The 18,114-nt window shown below is 70.1% G+C and carries 14 protein-coding genes; 2 read left to right on the forward strand and 12 right to left on the reverse strand.

What is annotated here, in order from left to right:
• Positions 1-633 precede the first annotated feature (633 nt).
• The 3 genes from KPL57_RS57185 to KPL57_RS57195 are packed head-to-tail and all read right to left on the reverse strand — an operon-like array spanning position 634 to position 4,447.
• Positions 634-2,460 carry a hypothetical protein gene (locus tag KPL57_RS57185; RefSeq protein WP_226358508.1) on the reverse strand — a complete coding sequence of 609 codons (1,827 nt, stop codon included), beginning with the start codon at positions 2,458-2,460 and terminating at the stop codon, positions 634-636.
• The gene (locus KPL57_RS57190) at positions 2,457-4,034 is read right to left on the reverse strand and encodes a relaxase/mobilization nuclease domain-containing protein (RefSeq protein WP_226358509.1); all 1,578 of its coding nucleotides are present in this window, start codon (positions 4,032-4,034) and stop codon (positions 2,457-2,459) included. Before KPL57_RS57190 ends, KPL57_RS57185 begins: the two co-directional genes overlap by 4 nt.
• Positions 4,031-4,447 carry a MobC family plasmid mobilization relaxosome protein gene (locus KPL57_RS57195; protein ID WP_226358510.1) on the reverse strand — a complete coding sequence of 139 codons (417 nt, stop codon included), beginning with the start codon at positions 4,445-4,447 and terminating at the stop codon, positions 4,031-4,033. The genes KPL57_RS57190 and KPL57_RS57195 overlap by 4 nt, the downstream gene beginning before the upstream one ends.
• Before the next feature lie 351 nt (positions 4,448-4,798).
• Here KPL57_RS57195 and KPL57_RS57200 point away from each other — a divergent pair, with 351 nt between their 5' ends.
• Positions 4,799-5,251, forward strand: coding sequence for a hypothetical protein (locus KPL57_RS57200; RefSeq protein WP_226358511.1), 453 nt, complete (start codon positions 4,799-4,801; stop codon positions 5,249-5,251).
• Complete coding sequence (locus KPL57_RS57205) at positions 5,248-6,117, forward strand: hypothetical protein (RefSeq protein ID WP_226358512.1); 870 nt, start codon at positions 5,248-5,250, stop codon at positions 6,115-6,117. The genes KPL57_RS57200 and KPL57_RS57205 overlap by 4 nt, the downstream gene beginning before the upstream one ends.
• Positions 6,118-6,236: 119 nt before the next feature.
• Here the strand turns inward: KPL57_RS57205 and KPL57_RS57210 are convergent, their stop codons facing one another.
• The 9 genes from KPL57_RS57210 to KPL57_RS57250 form a co-directional block, all read right to left on the reverse strand.
• The gene (locus tag KPL57_RS57210; RefSeq protein ID WP_226358513.1) at positions 6,237-7,436 is read right to left on the reverse strand and encodes a hypothetical protein; all 1,200 of its coding nucleotides are present in this window, start codon (positions 7,434-7,436) and stop codon (positions 6,237-6,239) included.
• A gap of 148 nt (positions 7,437-7,584) precedes the next feature.
• Positions 7,585-9,729: an FtsK/SpoIIIE domain-containing protein gene (locus tag KPL57_RS57215; RefSeq protein WP_226358514.1), complete on the reverse strand. Its 2,145-nt coding sequence runs from the start codon at positions 9,727-9,729 to the stop codon at positions 7,585-7,587.
• A gap of 183 nt (positions 9,730-9,912) precedes the next feature.
• On the reverse strand, positions 9,913-10,470 hold the full coding sequence (locus tag KPL57_RS57220) for a hypothetical protein (protein WP_226358515.1): 558 nt from the start codon (positions 10,468-10,470) through the stop codon (positions 9,913-9,915).
• Between the two features lie 505 nt (positions 10,471-10,975).
• Complete coding sequence (locus KPL57_RS57225) at positions 10,976-11,422, reverse strand: hypothetical protein (protein WP_226358516.1); 447 nt, start codon at positions 11,420-11,422, stop codon at positions 10,976-10,978.
• Complete coding sequence (locus KPL57_RS57230) at positions 11,419-11,877, reverse strand: hypothetical protein (protein ID WP_226358517.1); 459 nt, start codon at positions 11,875-11,877, stop codon at positions 11,419-11,421. Before KPL57_RS57230 ends, KPL57_RS57225 begins: the two co-directional genes overlap by 4 nt.
• A 44-nt stretch (positions 11,878-11,921) precedes the next feature.
• The gene (locus KPL57_RS57235; protein ID WP_226358518.1) at positions 11,922-12,221 is read right to left on the reverse strand and encodes a hypothetical protein; all 300 of its coding nucleotides are present in this window, start codon (positions 12,219-12,221) and stop codon (positions 11,922-11,924) included.
• Positions 12,218-12,493 carry a hypothetical protein gene (locus tag KPL57_RS57240; RefSeq protein ID WP_226358519.1) on the reverse strand — a complete coding sequence of 92 codons (276 nt, stop codon included), beginning with the start codon at positions 12,491-12,493 and terminating at the stop codon, positions 12,218-12,220. The genes KPL57_RS57235 and KPL57_RS57240 overlap by 4 nt, the downstream gene beginning before the upstream one ends.
• Before the next feature lie 316 nt (positions 12,494-12,809).
• The gene (locus tag KPL57_RS57245) at positions 12,810-13,937 is read right to left on the reverse strand and encodes a hypothetical protein (RefSeq protein WP_226358520.1); all 1,128 of its coding nucleotides are present in this window, start codon (positions 13,935-13,937) and stop codon (positions 12,810-12,812) included.
• A 2,742-nt stretch (positions 13,938-16,679) separates the two neighbouring features.
• Positions 16,680-18,107, reverse strand: a complete 1,428-nt coding sequence (locus KPL57_RS57250) for a hypothetical protein (RefSeq protein WP_226358521.1) — start codon at positions 18,105-18,107, stop codon at positions 16,680-16,682.
• Positions 18,108-18,114: the final 7 nt, after the last annotated feature.

Genomic DNA, 18,114 nt, shown 5'->3' on the forward strand with positions numbered 1-18,114 from the left:
ATGATTGCGGTGATCGCTGCGACAATGTGGGGCTTGGCCGCCTGAGCAGCAGCGCGCACTGGGGCCGGGACGACTGCCATGATGCATCCACTGATGGCCCCCTCAACCATCTCTTGAGTTGTCGCATGGTCCTGGCCCCATACTGCGGAACCAACTTCCGCCCCCGGAATTCCAACGACGGCACCCTTAACGCATTTAACGAGTACCGGAATTAGCCGAGCCACTAGAACGGGAAGGACGCGGTCCTGACTGTTCTGAGACGCGCTAGCGGCGCGATCGATTTCGTGAGCGAGGTCAATGTACTCAGCCTGTCCCACAGGGTCGCTCGGATAGATAATCCGAGCAGCTTCCTCTATAGAAGCATCCGGAGGTACAGAGTCTAGAATCCTGTCGATCTCGACTTCAGAGTGGGCCGCGTTTGCCTGGTAGATACTTGCGGACCCGCTTGGCCTAGCTGTGGCCGCTCCGGTGGTAAGCGCCATGGACATGGCGGCGATCAGCGCCACAGCGACGGCTCGTGATACACGGCTAATCGTCACTTGCAGAGTGAAACAGATTACCCGCTTGGACACAAGATCCAACACTGCAGCCCCGAAGATCGCGAAGCGGCGGCAGGACTGGGTGGAGTAGCGGTCAGCGCGGCCGCCGCACCGTGTGGCTCACCGTCCGCGAGGGCCCCGGGCCCGGAGCCGGTGTTTGTGTTGTCTCTGGCACCGTTCGGGGCGTCGATGAGACCGAAGGGTGGTGAGCGAGTTCGGCCCTCAGAGCTCCCGCGATCGGGGAACCATCACGCTCGGCCTGGGCCACCACGTGCTCCAACCCGGGCCGAGCGGCCTGCCCCTCTACCTGCTCCGCCGCCGCCGCCACCGCCGGCGCCAAGACAGCGAAGCCGGTCTGCACTTGTTCCTGCGGCGCCGCCGAGCTGGTGCTCTGCGGAGTGCCTCTGAGGTCAAGCCAGGTGCGGACCGGATCGTCCGAGGTGAGGATCGCGTCGATGTAGCGGTCATCAGCGACGGTGCCCGCACCCCGGGCCATCTCCAACTGCTCGCGTTCCACAGCGTTGGTCGGGTCCAGCTCCCGGATCACGAACGGCACCTCCGGCACACCGTCGCGATCCGGACCGGTCACCGGTTTCGCGGCCCCGTCGTTGAGCGTCTGCCGCTGCTCGCCCCGGTCATGCTCCTCAGGCACATCCCCCATCACGCTTGCGGCAGCGGACTGCATACGAGCGGATTCTTCTTGATCAACCCAGCTCCGGATGATGGCCTTCGCATACGCTGCTGGAACAACCGCTTCCTGCACGCGAGCCTCCGGCAGGTGCCCCAGGTAGCCCTCGAAGTCCACACCAGCGGCCTGCCACTCCAGCACCTGTTTGGCCAGCCCCGGCCATGTCCGGCAACCGATCATTGCAGCAGCCGTGGCCGGGGCGAGATGACGACGCAGCAGCCGTTCCGCCGGGCCCAGATCCGCGCCCGTCCGCCGGACGAGCCCCCCAGCCGACCCCGCTGTCCGCGGCTGTTCATGTCCCGGCGCTGTGACGCCGACGACGGCTGCGGCGGGCCCTAGCAGCAGCTGCGTGTCGGCCTCCTCCTCTCGAACCTCAGCGTCAACGCCCCTGATCCGGTCCCGCAACGCCGCGACCTGACCGAGAAGCCGCCCAGCCAGCCCAGCATCGGGATCCCCCGCATAGGCCTCGCGCAGGTCATCGATCAGCACCGCCTGCCCGACCGCTTCCATCTCACAGCCATGGTCTTCCAGCTCCCGCAGCGTCATCGCCAGCCGGTCGACCTCGTCGTAGCTGACAGCACCACCACGCTGAATCGGCCGTAGCACTGCCGCGACGAGTTCCGGATCGTTCGGCCACGCCCCAGCCAGACTGTGCGCCATCCGCACCCGCAACTGCTCCGGGGCTTCCCGGACCTCGGTGCGCGCGTGCTCGGCCCGATAATGGCCGTAGGTGCCCAGCTTCCCGAGATCTTTGAGAGTGCGCTGCTCACCCCGGGTGATCTCGTCACGCAGCTGCACCGCAGTCTCACGGTCCCCGACCACGACAAAGACCGACAACGTCTTCTCTTTACCCCACCCCCGAGCGTGCAGCCCCCATGCGCCCCGGGTTCCCGACGGCGAGTTCTCCGGCATCGGCCCGATCGTGGTCTCGACATGCCAGCCGAACTGGGACTCCTGACACGCCAGATACTCGAAATCCGGCGCGGCGACCTCCGCCGCCGCACGGAACGCCGCCTCGTCCGCAGCGGCCATCGCCCGCACTCGCGGGTCCAGATCCCGGGCATACTGGTCGCTGGCCCGCGACGCCGCCCGTTCCAGACTCCACGCCCGCTGATTCAGCTCCGCACGGCGAGCCCGCAACGCGCTCGCCACAGCGAGCGACGCCTGACCCCACGCCTGGGTCTGCTCCCGCCCGAGTCCCAACAGCGGAACATCCTCGACCTGACCACTCACCGGCGCCTCCTCGGCGGACCCGTACCTGCCGCAGGTGCCGGACCCGGCCCCTGCCTCGTTCCCCGCTGCGGCCGCGGCATCTCCGGCTGCGGCGCACCAGCCTCCGGAGCCCCAGCACCGACCGACGACAGCGCCATCTGTCGCAACTCCGTTTGGCAGCGTTCTGCAGCGCGGGCTTGCGCCCACCGCGACTGCGCCAGCCGCAACGCCGCGATCTCTCCGACCAACGTGGTCACCGCCTGCGTCAACCGCGCCGCGTCACCGCTCCCACGCCGCCCGACCGTGCGGATCGCGGCCAACCGCCACGCCGCCTGTCGCAACGACATCGCCTCCGGCGACCACCGCACCGGCTGCCCCTGCCCCGGGACCCGAGTCGCCCGATCAAAATCACTACCTGGACGGCCCGCCATTACATCGATCTGCAGCTCCGACACCGACTGGACCGCAGTGAGCATGTCCCCCGCAGCATGAGCGATCCCGTCCCCACCCGCATCAGCCGCGCCGGTCGCGCTAGACGTCAATGCTGCGGTCGCGCGCTCCATCGCCGAGATCGCCCCCGCGATCGCCGCCGCCCGTTCCTGCGGACCCACCCGCGCACGATACGGCCGATCCTCGACCGCCACCGGTGGCGGCGGCGCCGAAGCCCACCGCCGCTGCAACGCAGGAAGAGACAAATCCGGCGCCAACGTGCTCCCCGAGAACCAGACCGGATCCCCAGAAGCGTTCACATCACCCGGGACAGCCACGCAATAACCGACCATAGACGAACCATCATCACCTGACTCACCACGGCCGCCCGTCCGCGGACGGACCATCACCCCGACGTCCTCCAACGACGCGACAAACGCCATCGGATCGCGCGACACCACCGCAGCCGACCGCACCATTCGCCGCAACCACTCCCGCGGCGTCTCCCGACTACCCACACTCACCGAAGCAGCTGAGACGAGCGGACTGGCAACACGTTTCGCTTTCTCCAACTCCCCATACTTCGGGGCGCTCACCGCCGTCAGATCCGACGCGACCGCCGTCCGCACCAAACCCAGACGCTCCTCCCACACCTGACACGTCTCCCGCGCCCGGCGCTTATCAAACGACGGCGAGAACTTTCGACCGGACTCCTGACGCACCAGCACCGCCGCGACATGCACATGGTCATCGGCGTGCCGGATCGCGACCCACCGACACCCATCCGGATCACCACGACGCGCGATCCCCGTCCGATCCATCAAATCCTCGACCACCCGCGCCCACTGCTCGTCACTCAACACCGGATCCTCCGGCGAGTTACGCAACGAGCAATGCCAGACCGGCCCCTGCCGCATCCGCTTACCCTGTTCCGCCACCGGCTCACCCAGACCGACCCCGGCCGCCACCGCCGCAGCGCTGAGCCCATCGACCAAAGCGCGCACATCGAAAGAACCGTCACCGGCCTGCACGGGCTGATGCATCTCGGGCGCCCCGTCCCAGCTCGCCACGACCCGCTGCCCCGTGTGCTCGTTCGCCCGGCCGGGCCCCATCAAGTAGTAGACGAGCCCGGACGGCCGCCACCCTCGACTGATCTTCACGATCACCGCCGACTCCTGCTCCGCCGCGCCTGCGGCATCGCCCCAGACACCTGCTGATCAACCTCAGCCACAGTCCGGTCGATCCGCTCCACCGACCGCGCCACCAGCGCCATGACCTGACCTGTCGCCGACTCCAGCGCACCATCGGTGTTCGCGACCCGAGCGATGTCGTTGAGATTCCCGCCGATATTGCGCAGCACCCGCCGATCCTCCATCAGCTCCGCACGCAACCCCATCAAGCGCTGCATCCACGCCCCAGCAGCCCCGGCCGAAACCCGAACCCCCGAACCCTCCACCGGCGCGGACAGCTCCGCCGCACGCCCCGCCGACACGGCCACCCACGCACCCGGAGCCAGCACCTCTCGAGCAGCCGCCGCCCCGATCGCCGCCCACTCCGACTCCGAGAACGACACGGTCATGGTGTGCGGCCGCCCACCCTCAGCACGAGGGCGACGAGTCCGAGTCATCGAAGGCTCCTCCATCGGGCTGAGCGATGGCACCAGCAGGACCGGCCCTGTCGGCGTCTGGATCACTCAGGCCTGACGCTGACAGTCTCACACCTCCTGCCCATCAAGGCATTTTCCTTAGGAAAATACACATCTTGCTGCGCGGTGAACGCACGCTGCGCTGCGCCGCAGGCGCACGCAAGCCGTACCGCACAGCTCCGCACCCGACAGCACCCCCACCGCCCAGCACACGAAGGGACCCGACGGCGTCCAAGGCCGCGCTAGGCGCTCACCAGAAGACCCCAGACCCGATACACTCCGCACATGAACGCGCGCGCGGCGACAACACAGACCAAGACCCACGCGCGCGCAGCAGCCCGCGAACTCCTCCGCGCACGCATCCAACCCATCACCGAACTCGCCGAACTCGGAACCGCCGTCGACACCGCCCGCGCCCACCTCGACGACGCCCGACAACGATGGCGCGACACACAAACCGCCTACGCCCACGCCTACCGCACCGCACGCGCCGCCGGCTGGAGCCCCACCGAACTCCACGACATCGGCTGCGGCACCCAACCCGCCGGAACAGCACTACGCACCACACGCACACGCCCCGACAGCGACAGCGACAGCGACAGCGACAGCGACAGCGACGAGACCACCACCACACCGACACCCGCACCACCGGTGACCACCGACCCGGAACCGAACCCCACCGACAACACCGACAACACCGCCGCTGGACACAGCACTCACGAAACAGGACCCCGATGAGCACCGACACCGCTGCCGAGACCGCTGCCGACAACACGGCCGTCGACTCCGCCGCTGGCGACTCACAACCGGTGTTGATCTTCGGGCGGGGAGCACTCACCCGACTCGCCGACGGCCGCAAAACAGCCACCATCAGCAGCGAAATCCCCGACGCAGCACCCGGCGACACCGTGACAGCAACACTCCCCGCCGGAACACCCCGACTGCCCCTCCAGATCACCCACCGCTACCCCGTCGACGAACTCGCCGCACTCCCCCAGATCGCCACCCAAGCCGGACTCGAACTGTCCGCATTCACAAAATGCCGAACATGGTCGGCATACCTCGACAACGTGACCACAACCGGAACCGTCACAACCCCCGCGCACATACTGGTCCTCACCACGGTCGGGGAGCTCGAAGGGGAATTCCCCCCGAAGAAGCGCCCCACCCCTAAACGCAAGCGCCAACCCCCGACGCCCCCCAAGCCGAAACCCGCCCCGGAACCACTCAAAGCCGTGAAAAACGGTTGGATGCAGATCCAGGGCACCGGGCCAGTGAAACTGACACCACTGACCATGGTGCACCCACAAGACACACCCGAACTTCAACAACGGATCGCAGCCGTACTCGCCCGACGCGCACCATCACTACAGGAACGCCGAGCACTAGCCCCCGTCATCGGAGCACTACTCGAAAAAGGGAAAGCCGGACCAGCCGGGCTAGGAAAAGACGACCGAGAACGACTCCGGAAACAACTCCACACAGCAGTCGCCTGGCTCACCCAACACCAACTACTCACACACGGACACTGGAACCCGAAACTCCTCACCGGACTCCGCATCAAACACGCAACCACCCGCGGCGGCGCACCCACCAAACAATAATGAGTTCATGCGCTATTGAAACTGGGGCGTGTTATCCCTCCCATTTGAGAGACACGCCCCAGGTCCGACCCTGAGATACCACCAAGACTCCCGAGGGAGCGGCGATCACCGATCGCCCGTCAACTTATCGCCGGCACCACGACCTGCCTCGACCGATTGGTGTAATTCGGCTTGCCCTCCGGGCGAGAACCGGGCGCAGCAGAGACACCAAAATACTCGTTGACCAAGAACGGGGCTGCCGCCGCAGTAGGAGTCCGATCCATACCGGTCCGACCATCGAGCACTACCGGACCAGAATCGGTAAACCCGTACACCGCGCCGTGCCACGTCGCCGTCACCTGCGGCGGCACCCGACCGGCATCAGCGACGATCCGCCACAGCTCTGCACCCGAGTCACGATCGAGACCCACCAGCGCGTAAGGGTCAAGCCCCTTCATCAGCTCGCACACGGTCACCGAACGCTCATCATCGTGGCACTCCCACCCCGCCTGCCCGCTCAACGGCGAAGCCACCGACTTTCCCGACCCGACGTCGACCGCAGTACTACGGCCCCCGACAGCAACCAACGTCGACGAGTCATGTCCCACCAGCACCTGCCGAGACCCTGACACCGTCACCGAGCCACCCGGAACCCCCGCCCAGCGCTGAACGCCATCACGGACACCGATCCCTCGAACCTCTGGCTCCAGCGCACTCTGGCGCTGAACGACGACGACATCGCCGACCACCTCCTGCGCCACGACATCCGCAGGAGTCGTCCACAACACCTGATGCGTCACCAGATCGATCCCCGCAGACAGCCCGTGCCTGCCGTCCGGGTCCGTCCCGATCACCACCGCCACCGAGTCCGCGACACCCACCACCCGTGTCGCTACCGGCTGGATCTGCTCTCCGGCGCCCCAGCCCGACTCGGGTGCCGGGACCGCAATCGAGAACGCTTTGCGCGCCGACCCTGACTCAGCCGCGACCAGTTCCACCGCATGCCGCGACGGGCGGGTGCCCTGCCCTGGGATCGTCACCGGGAACGCCGCCAAGACCAAGCGGCCCGCCGCCGAGTCCACCACCACCGGATCCCCCGGTGACGCACCGCTAAACTCCCTATCGAGATTGACATGCTCAGAGAACGGATTCTCCGGAAATACTCCCGGGTGAACAACATTCGCCGGAAAGTCGATTCGCGTCAGCCCGGACGATCCCACCGACCACCCCGACAACCCGTCCAACACATCCACCGCAGGCAACGGCCCACTATTACGCTGCAACGACACGACCGGCGCACCGAAATTCGCCGGAGGATCAAACGCCTGCGGCGCAGCCATACCACCCCCAACCGCCGGATCCCCAGGAACATCTCTGCTACTACTGCACCCCGCCAGTAACAACGCTGCCACCAACCCGGTAGCCAAAACACCCGAACGCCACGTTCCTCGCATAAGCCCCATCATTCACCCCCGCCTTGGAACAAGATCACGCCCCCACCTGCACCTCGGCGAACACCGCACTCCAGTAGCGCCCGGTCTTGACCGCCAACCCGGCACTCGCCAACGCAGTCAGCGCTTTCGACACCGCCGGGGCCTTCCGACCCGTCACCGCAGCGATATCCCCGGTCCGGGTGTGCCCAGCGGCCAGGGCCGCGTAGACCTCCCGCTGCGCAGACGACAACCCGGCATGCTCCGCGACCTCAGCACTGGCGACGGTCTCCTCAGCCGGGGCAGGAAGGGGCACGACGTCGGCGGCGGTCAACGCCGCCGGCACGGCGACACCCGCCCATCCCGGTAACGCCACCACCGACACCACCGACGGCGCCGAGAGCTCCGGCGCCGGTGCCTCCGGGGCCAGCTCCCCGGCGGCGCCGGCGCCGGTGTGGGTGGTGCGGCGCCAGGCGGCCAGCTTCGCCGTCTGGGTCTCCCACCGCGCCTGCGGCGACACACTCTGCACCGGCTGAAACGGCCCAACCGCCGCCGCCGTATCCGGATCCAGGACAACGCCACCCACCGCACGCACCCACGGACCCAGATCCTCCGCCCAGGCGACGCGGCCCATCGTCATCCGCCCACCGGAGTTCGCGAAGCAATACCCCCCACCCGACGGCAGAGAGGTGGGGGCGACCGCGAGACCATCGATCACGGCGTTCTCACTACGGTTCATGTTCCGGAACGCAAACAAGTTCCGGGCGGTCAAGAAACTCCGCAACACCGTGGACCCGCCGAAGTCCGGCGCCAGCAACGACTGCGTGCCCACCACCAGACCCACCCCGTACTTCCGGCCGATCCGCACCACCCGCTCCAACCGACCGATGAAATCCGCCGCGACCATATGCGGATGCGTCGAGAGCCGATGCAACTCATCGATAATCCACATCAGGCCCGGCAACTCCGGGGTGGGCAGCAGCTTGCGCGCCGGGGACTGGACCGCCGGATCAGTGATCGCCACCAACGCCCCCGGACCACCATCCTCCGACGGCGGACCCTCGGTGAGCGTGGACTTCAGCAGCGACCGCACCTCCAGAGCGGCCTCGACCGCGGCCAGCTGAGCCAACACACCGTCCGGGCCCGACTCGGCCCAGTCGGCGACATCGTTGAGGACCGGGCTGGAGCCGCCGTCGGGGTCGCCGTCGCCGAAGAACACATGCCACCGGCCCGACGACGCGAGGCCGAGGCCGATCGCCTCCAGACACGCCGACTTCCCCGACCCCGGCTCCCCGGTCACCAGACCGTTGCGGACACCGACCGCCTCGACCGCGTGGAAGACCATCTCGCCCTCCCCGTCGGCATACGGCCCGAGAGGGACGGTGCCGGACTCATACCGCGGCCCGGTATAGGCGATCCCCACCGAGAGCACGTCCGCCGTGATCACGGTCAGCTGAGCCCAGCCCTCATCGTCCGGGAACGGCTCCACCACCAGGTGTTTCCCCGACACACCCAACGCCGAAGCGATCCGAGACCGACGCCCCAGGATGTCGTCGAAACACACCTCCCCCGGCGGGGTGCGGACCGTCCAGCGGATCGACCGCGCCGTGTCCACCCGATCGGTGAGCAACGAGTCCGGGAGAGCTTTCCCGCGGCGGGCGACGTTGTCAGCCCACCGCCGCGCCAACCGGTCCCCCACATCACCTGCGCCCTCGTCCGGCAGGACCGGACCTGGCGACGGCACGGTGACCGGATGCGCGGCCATCCACCCCGACCAACACGCCGCCGCGCCCGCCGCGAGCGCGGCGAGCAACGCCGGATCCGCCGGGCCGGTCAACGCCGCCGCACCGACCCACGCACCCGCACCGGCGACCCCCGCCCACGACGCCTTCGTCCAGGCCGCCGGGATACGGCGGCGCCACCATCCCCGGGCCGCGGCCAGACCGGCCGCCACCGTGACCCCGAGACCCCCCGCGGCCGCAGTCGCCACCGTCGGCCCATCCGAAGCGGCAACGAGGTCGCACAGTGCCCAGCCCAGGGTCCCGGTCGCCGCGGTCGCCGCCGTGGCCAGATACGGCACCCGCCGCGCCCACACCCCCGCCCGAACCCGCTCCGCACGCTCACTCACCACCACCTGACCAGGCGTTTCCCGCCGCAACACCGAACCCGATCCGACCGTCCCTGACTCGATCGCCGCGCTCATCGGCCCCTCCGGGTGTTCGTTCACGACTCATTCTGATCGGTTCTGTTCGGAATCCGGTGGTGCCCCGCACCGCCGCGACACGGACGCCCGACAACCAGTACACGCGTACCGATTTCGAGGACGGGGCTGCTGACCGGTTCTGACCTGCGCGTTCACAGGCCAGAGCCTGGCGCAGGGAGTGGGTCAGGTGCGGGTGCCGATGTAAGTGCCCGACACCGTCGACGCCAGCGAGTCATCGGCCAGGACCTGGTCCTGGGTCGACAGATGCCGCGCAAAATGGGCCTGCGCACTACCCGCACTGTCCCGGAACAGCGCAGCGTGCTCCTGCATCTGCGACAACAGCTGGATCGGAGCGCCCGACACACCCGCCGCGGACAACGACGACACCGACTGCTCGATCTCAGAGAACATCCGCTCCCCCAACGACCGCATCTGCTCACAAAAATGATGCGCACTACCCGGATCCAGCGTCTCCCCACTCGCCAGCGCCGCACCCGCGGCGCCGACACTGCTGCTGCTGGTGGTGGTTGCGGTCATCGGGACATCCTTCCCATCGTTACTGCTGGTCACAGGACTGCTGGTCGTGCTAGTCGAGGCGGGGCGGTGGAGTGGATGCACCGTCGCCCACCCCGGACCGGTCTCGGTCTCGGTCTCGGTCTCAGAAACGCTGCCGCTGGCGGGCGGCTCCTCGGCCTTCTTCTCGGGCTCCTTCTCCGCGGGCGGGTCGACGGTGATCACCATCGGCCCGGGCGCCGGGGGCCGGTCGGTGTCGCGTTCCGATGCCGCCTGCGGGGCCCGTGGCGGGCCTGGGCGGGGCCGCCGACCCCCCGCACCGGAGCGGTGGGACCTCTGCCCGACGCGAGCGCGGACAGCGCGTGCCCACCGCTGCCGACGCAGCTGTCCCGCGGCGGCCTGCTCATGACGGCGGCGGCGACGGTCGGTGGCGTAGCCCCAGCCGTCGGCCCACCACGCACCCAACGCTTTCCGGGCCGGCCCCGGGGCGCGCCGGCCCCGCGGGTGCGCGATCCGCTCCGCCACCCGCGCGGCCAGCGCCTCGGCGATCGTCGGACCCGACCGACGCGCATCGCGGGCCATGCGCCGTTCATGCGCGCGTTCGGCCCTGCGGCGCCGATCCGCCAGACGCGGCGGCTCCGTGCCCCGCGCGGTCGCGATGACCTCGGCCCCCGCGTATCGCGCGAGGCCCCACACGACCAGGGAGACCAGCAGGATCGTCTCCACCCCCGCCTCACCCGGTGATCCAGGTCGAGGCCACCGCACCAGCGCCCCCGACCCCTCGGGCCAGGACGCTGTAGAAACCCGCCAGCAGCGGTGCCCCGGAGGCGACGGCGAGGGTCGGGGCGGTCAGCGCCAGCCACGGATGCCACGACTTCGGCTTCGCCGTGCGCGGCAGAATGCCCTTCACCACGACTTCCAAGGTCGCGATCACGCACACCGCCGCCAACACCGTGCCCCCGGCGACGCCGAGGAGCTGGGTGACCGTGGAGGTCGCCCCCGACAGCGTCGTGAACACCCTGCCCAGCAGCGTCCCCAGCACACCACCGATCCCGGTCCCGGCGACCAGGAACAGCGCGTTCGTGGTCTTCGCGCAGTTCTGGTTGTACTTCAACCACCCGCCCAGCACGAGCGCCAACGCCGCCACCACACCCGTCGACGCCCACCCCGCCGCGTTCACGACGCACCTCCAGCAGAAGCCCCGGACAGCCACACCGACAGCCAGGTCGGCGTCCAGTAGGACCAGGTCACGAACTCCGGCACCAGGACTCCGACCAGCGGAATCTCGTTCAGCACCGACGCCACGGTGACCAGCAGCGGCCCGACCGTCCACAACCGGCCCGGGGTCCGCAACGCCCACCCCGCCACCCCCGCGATGACCAGGGCTGGGGCCTGCAGCAGCCAGAAGTGCGCGACCGCGGCCTGACGCACCATCGGGTGCTCCGAGGTCGTCCAGTCCCCGCGCCGCGCCAGCTCCAGACCCTCAGCCAGGGTGACCGGCCGTTCCACCGCAGCCCGGCAGCCCGTCACCGCAGCCGTGGCGACGCTCGCCAGCGTCCGGGCGAGGCGCGCCCACAGCGGCGGCCCCGCCACCGGAACCGGGCCCCACCCGGCCTTCCCCGCCACAGCCGACACCGCCGCACCCGTCGGGGACTCACTCCTCGGCGTACTCGTCGTCGTCACTGTCGGCTCCTTCCCGCGCTCAGCGGCTCCCGGGCCTGCAGCTCCAGGAGCCGATCCCCCGCTGTGACCAGCGCGGAGACCACCGACTCGACCACCCGCGAGGCTTCGGCCGGGTCCGGATGCCGACGCGACGCCGCACCGCGGGCGTAATCGAACGCCGCCGCCAGCCGCTCCACATCCGAGCCCGCTGCGGCGAAGCGCACCACGAACCGGCCGCGACGCCGATCCGGACGGCCACGCCGCACAGCGACCTCCGTACCCGACAGCGCGGCGGTGCGGCGCCGGTAGCCGCTCACCGCCCGCTCCGACGCTCACGGCCACGCCGGTCGAGGGCGCGGACCACCAGACCGGCGACGCTGCACCACACCGCCACCGCGGCGAGGCCCATGACGATCCGCGGCGCCGACCAGTCCGCAGCCGCCGGGAACAGCGCCTCCACCAGCACGAACACCGCGAACCCGACACCACCCAGGCCGATCAGCACCGGCACCGACGACACCACCGACCCCAGCCGCGACACCCACGCCCGCACCGGGTGCGGCGCGAACCGCGGACGACGCACCCGCACCCGCTCCGGCGGAAACAACGACAACTGCCCCGGATCGCTCGGGAGACCCGACGAGTACTCCAGCGACCGGCACGACGACCGACGCGGCACCGGACGGGACACTCCAGATGACGACACGACAACAGACACGCAAACCTCACCCCAAAAAGGAAGAAGCAGAACAAACAGGAGATAACGGACACCATCGGCTCCGCGGCAGCCCCACAGCAGCTACAGCACGCCGCTACAACACGCCGAAGACGACCCGAGAAAGACCTAGACAGACCTGCCCGGCAGAGCGAACGGCAGAGCCGAACTGAACGCCGCTGCGCTAGGACTATGCGAGGGCGGCGACCCGGGCGCCGTTCACACGCCCCGCCACCGACGACACCGGCGCCGACACAGCAGACGACGCGGCAGACCCGGCAGGCGCGGCAGGCGCGGTGCGGGGCAGGAACGCGGTGACATGGTCATAGGCGTCACCGGCGAGCTGGGCGCGGGACTTCCCGATCCCGAAGGTCTTGCGGATCGCTTCCCGCGACACCGACCCGGCCCGCTCCCCCGACACCGCCGGAGCGGGAATGTCGCCGTCGACGACCGCGCGCCGGGTGCGTTCGTAGAGCACGACCGTGTCCGCCGCCGTCTCATCCAGCCGGGCGGGAGCGAGTTCGTCATACAGGTCGGCGAAGATCGGCCGGAACACCGAATGCAGCACATGCTGCACCACCACCGCCGCAGCGACCAGCAGCGGCGGCAGGACATGCGCCAGGGTCGAACCGAGGTCGAAGCCGTAGCGCACTCCCCACGGCACGACCGTGAGAGCGAGGGACGCGGCAGCGAGGCCGGCGTCGAGGACATACAGGCCGCGGGGGATCCGGCGGCCGTGCTGCACCGCAGTGAACCCGACGAACAAGCTCACGACCAGCAGCACCGAAGCAAGCGGTTCGATCAGGTAGCCGTACCACGGGCCGTCGACACCGACGACGCCGTCGTGGACGGTCACCGCCATGAACAGCACACCGGCGGCGATCAGCAGCGGCGGCACCATCGACAGGCCCACATAACGGCGGTAGGTCGAGGTGAGCCGACGGTCCGGGTTGAGCAGACGGTCGCGGTTCGCCACCGCACGGGTCGCCCAGCCGGCCTCGCGGCGCTCACCGCGCGCCGTAGCGATCTCGGCCATCCGGGCCCGGCGGCGCTCCGCGCGCTCAGCGCCCCGCAGCTTCTCGGTGACGCGGCGGTCGGCGCGGCGCTCGCGCGACGACCGGGCGTCCAGCAGGGCGGGATCGTCCTGCAGCGCGACGACGGCGCGGGCCTGCTCCAGCTCCTTGGCCAGGAGCCGGGCCTCGCCGATCAGACGCGGCCCAGCAGCAGTCGCACCGTCAGAGTCACCACCGGGGGTCGGGGCGAGGATCAGGTCCTCCAGCCACGACTCCGACCGGGAACCGTTCGACCGGGTGCTCATCGGGCCCACCCCGGCGCAGAGGTGCGCGGCAGCGGCATCGTCGCGACGGTCGCCCACAGGCGATCGATGAGCTTCTCGGTCAGACCATCCGGGAACCACCTGGGCTGCTCACAGCCGGGGTCACCATCCAGAGGGGAAACCACGCCACCCGGGGGTGGAACAACATGGGTCGTGCAGGCAGGATGCCACATAGCCGATCACCTGTTTCATAGCGCAGGTTGGTTGGTCAGACCGGCGCCCCGAGTTTCTTCTCGGGGTGTCGGTCGCCCACCCGGCAGAAAGCCAGACGGACTTCTTCATGTCTAACACCCCGGGGCTGCGGTGACAAGACCGGGCCTCGACCCACTGTCACCGGACCGACACCCAGCGCACCCGACAACCCGACCGAGGACGCCACCGGCGGGTCGCGGCGAGCCCGCACCGGGCGAAGGAAATTCCGGGGTGCCTCGCGTGCGCGCGCGACGCGCGCCTACGCGCACATCGCGTTGAGACCGGCCGCGAGCAGCCGCCGCCGGGGAAATTTCCCCCAGGAAAACTCCGACCACGTCGGCGGGCAGCAGCCCCCAGACCGTCGCGCCGTGCCCCGGCCGAACCGTGAGCCGGTGACCGCCCCGGCCCCGGGCCGGGCGCGCGGCCCGAACACGACCACGAGCCGGCGGTGCCAGTGGCAGGCGCAGCGACGGCGCACCCGGAAGGTCGCGCTGCCGCCACGGGCTGCCCACCCGCGGCGGCCGCGGCGGCAGCGGCGACCGCACCGACCGATCCGGTCCCGACGAGGGGAGCCGCTGCGAGCCGGTGCCCCGACTCGAGGCGCGAGCCAGCACGGCCCAGCACGGTCACGGATCGCGGCAGCAACCGCCGAGCCCGCCGACCCTCGCTGCCGCCGGGCGGCACCAGCCCGGCGGTGCCGGTCGAGTCGTGCCGGCCGAGTTTCCAGCAAGGAAATTTCCTCGCCGGGAATCCCCGTCGGGCGGGTCTCAACGCGATGTGCGCGTAGGCGCGCGTCGCACGCGCGCGCGAGAGCCCCGGGAATTTCCACCCGACTTTCCCGGGCACGGCCGCGCACGACGACCGCCGACGACGATGTCCCCGAACGCCCCAGCCAGCCGGGCTCGGGACGGTGCTCGTTCGCCACGCCCGGGCGCCGCTATCGGCGACCTCGACAGCCTCGCCGTGGTCCCCATGGGCCGCGGCCCGGCACGCGACCACGCCCGTGCGATACCTGCTCGATAACGCCCTCCCGGGGCCGGGCCGGAACCTGCGCGACACGCTCGCCGCGGTCCGCGGCGAGCGCCGCCCCGGCGGCCGAGTCAGGGTCCCGGCGGCTCGGCGATCCGGTCAGAGCAGCGCGCGCCTGACCGGGGCGCTGAGCTCGGCGGCAGCGACGGTGCCGACCCCGCGAGTACGGGCTGCCGGCGCGGTGTCCTGCTCTGGCAGCGCGTGGCGAGGTGTCCGGGTGCAGCCCGGCCGGGCTCGGGTCCAGCGCGGTCGGGATCGACCCGCAACGCCGCGCCGCGCGCACCTCCACGGCCGCTGCAGCGAGCGTGACCGCGGCGACACCAGGGGGGCAACGGCGCGCGGGCCGGCGCGCCGGTCCCGCGGCCGGGTCCCGGCGGCCCGGGTTCCACCGTGATCCACTCCTGGGGCCGTGCGGACATCCGACCCGCCAGCGCCCCAGGGGCCTGCGTCAAGATCGCTCTACAGGTATCGGGACCAGCACCTTTACCGCGTGCACCGTTCACCGTGCAGCGGCGCGAAGCGACCCGAACAGCACCAACAACAGCCACACTGCCGAAGAGAATCCCCTGGTCAGAGCGTTGTCACTCGACCGCTGCGGCCAGTGTCTGCTGTCGCCAGCCACTCAAGATCGTTTCATTGCGGCGTTTCCGCTGGTCCCGATACTTGTCGACACCTACTCGCCCAGGCGCGTGAGGGAGGATGGTCCAGGCGAAGATCTCGGTCCCCGCGGCGCGCGAGCGAACATACCCCCAGGTCAGAGGCGCGATCCGAGCGGGGCGGAGGCCTGGTCGGCGCCGCGGAGCGACCCACGGGACGATCATGAACAAGGCTGTTTCCGCTGGTCCGGATACTTGTCGATATCCACTCGCAGGAGTGTTCCGGGAGCGAGCGTCCAGGGAGGGAGGTGTTCAGCACGGTCGACCTCGACAGGATTCCCCAGGTCAGGGGCGCAATCGTGACCAACAGGGAAGCCCCGGAAGGGGGCCGCGGCGAGGCAGAGGTTGATCATGCGCCGGGGTGTTTCTGCTGGTCCCGGCGCTTATCGAGGGTGTATCGCGCCAGTAGGTGGGAGAGGTCGTCGGTATCGATGACGCGGCGGAGGCAGCTCTGGTTCCGGGGGAATCCGCAGGTCAGCGCCCCCGCCAGCTATCCCGAGTTGCCCTGGGAGCAGCTCCGGCGCGACCACGTTGTTGATCGAGAAGTGGGGTGTTTCCGCTGGTCCGGGTGCTTGTAGGTGGCTGTCTGCGGCATCCTGGCGCCGTCGACACGTCGGGTCTTCGGTGTTGAGGCGGGCGTTCCGGTACTGGCCGGGCACGTTCACCGGCGGTGACGGACGGGCCTGTAGCGGGCGCTGAGGGCGTTTGTGACGGCTTCAGGTGACGTCGGTGGTCGTGGGCAAGTCGACCCGGACCGGAGCCCGCTCTGGCGGGCGAGGACCGGAAGCGGCGCGGCAGCACCGTTCGTGCGCCTCGAGAACGGGCGGTCGGGCGCGAGTGCCGGTGTTCAGCACGACGCCCCGGCCGAGACGAGTCGTCGGGAGCGCTGGGTTTGGAGCAGAGCGGCGATCTGAGCGCGGGCGGCCTCCCGGGTGCTGACGCGGGTGGGGTCGTGGTCGGAGACGAGCCCGCTGAAGCGCGCGTGTCGATCTCGGGTCTGGTTACCGGCCAGGACGAGGCGGGCTTCAGCCCGTTGCTGGTCGTCGGCCCGCAGGGCCGCGGCGGGCAGCGTGGTGTCGCCGTAGGGCAGCCGCTGCGCGGCGGCGCGGCCGTGCCGGGCCGCGATAGCGGCTCGGGCTTGGGCGTCGGCGTGCGGGGCGCTCAGGGGCCCGGCGGGCCTGGTCCAGGGGGTCAGGCGGTGGCGTAGCCACGCCGTCGGCCAGCGCACCTGGGAAGCGGGGCAGCGTTCGACGGGCCGGGACGGGCCGTCGGGGGTGGGCTGGTGTGCCAGGGCGTGGCGCAGGTCGTTGTTGGTCCATCCGGCCCGCCAGAACGGCTTCACGGCAGCCCGGATTGCTCGTGGTGAGAGCCGCGCGAGCAGCGGGTCGTCGTGCAGCTGGCGGGCGGCGGCGAGCATCTCCCCCCGGGTCACAGGCACCCGCTCATCGAACCAGTCCCCCCACCGGCGGCCCTGGCGGGGCGGCTCCGGCCGAACAGGCCGCACGGACCGCGCCCCGTCCCGGCCCGGAGCCCCCGACCGGGTCTGTGCGCGGTTGTGGATGATCGTTGTCGCGCGCGTGTGAACAGAACTCTTACCTTCGGTAAGAGTAAACCCCGTTGGGGTCCAACTTTCGCCGAACGGGGTCGCGTAGGGGCTTGCGGAGGGGGTGTCGCCGGTCTCGGTGAGCGGCCGGGCTACGTCGCGGGCGGTCGCGGTGTTGGTGTCGGTGATGGCGTGGTCGGGGAGGTGGAGTTGGTAGACCGCCGCGCGGTTGCCGCGCCGTCCGTGGAGCATGCTCTGGAGCGGGCCGCGGTACTGCGGGGTGCTACCGGGCTCGACGAGGATCAGCCAGTCGGACGCTTGGAGCTTGGCCAGCCAGGACGCGACCGAGGACCGCGCCCACCCGGTAGTCTCCTGCAGACGTTTCCAGGTCGGCCAGGTCAGATGATCGGTCCAGTCCGCCCGGCGGGCGAGCTCGACGAGTAGCGCGTCGAGGCGTCGTCGGGCATCGCGGCGCAGCCGCTGGTACCAGGTCGACGCGCGGATCGCTTCGTGCCAGTCCTGAGCCGTGCGCGGCAGCCCCCGGGGCGTTTCGTTGGCGCTGTCGCTGGTGGTGTCGTCGGCCAGCTCGACCCAGCACGGGCCGCAGACGATCGAGGCGAGGATGGTGTCCCGGGTGACACCGGAGCGGCGGAGGCAGTGCGTACACAGCCGCGCCGGCGGCGGCGGCCCGGCGGACAGCCCGCCGGCGGGCGGCCAGCCCGCCGCGGTCATCGCCGCC

It is taken from the genome of Pseudonocardia sp. ICBG601 (assembly GCF_020496245.1).

What these genes read in the sequence shown, in the direction of transcription:
- KPL57_RS57195 (WP_226358510.1), bottom strand. Translation starts at nt 4,447, where the DNA reads ATGACCGTGTCGTTCTCGGAGTCGGAGTGGGCGGCGATCGGGGCGGCG.
- KPL57_RS57200 (WP_226358511.1), top strand. Translation starts at nt 4,799, where the DNA reads ATGAACGCGCGCGCGGCGACAACACAGACCAAGACCCACGCGCGCGCA.
- KPL57_RS57205 (WP_226358512.1), top strand. Translation starts at nt 5,248, where the DNA reads ATGAGCACCGACACCGCTGCCGAGACCGCTGCCGACAACACGGCCGTC.
- KPL57_RS57210 (WP_226358513.1), bottom strand. Translation starts at nt 7,436, where the DNA reads ATGGCTGCGCCGCAGGCGTTTGATCCTCCGGCGAATTTCGGTGCGCCG.
- KPL57_RS57215 (WP_226358514.1), bottom strand. Translation starts at nt 9,729, where the DNA reads ATGAGCGCGGCGATCGAGTCAGGGACGGTCGGATCGGGTTCGGTGTTG.
- KPL57_RS57220 (WP_226358515.1), bottom strand. Translation starts at nt 10,470, where the DNA reads ATGGTGATCACCGTCGACCCGCCCGCGGAGAAGGAGCCCGAGAAGAAG.
- KPL57_RS57245 (WP_226358520.1), bottom strand. Translation starts at nt 13,937, where the DNA reads ATGAGCACCCGGTCGAACGGTTCCCGGTCGGAGTCGTGGCTGGAGGAC.
- KPL57_RS57250 (WP_226358521.1), bottom strand. Translation starts at nt 18,107, where the DNA reads ATGACCGCGGCGGGCTGGCCGCCCGCCGGCGGGCTGTCCGCCGGGCCG.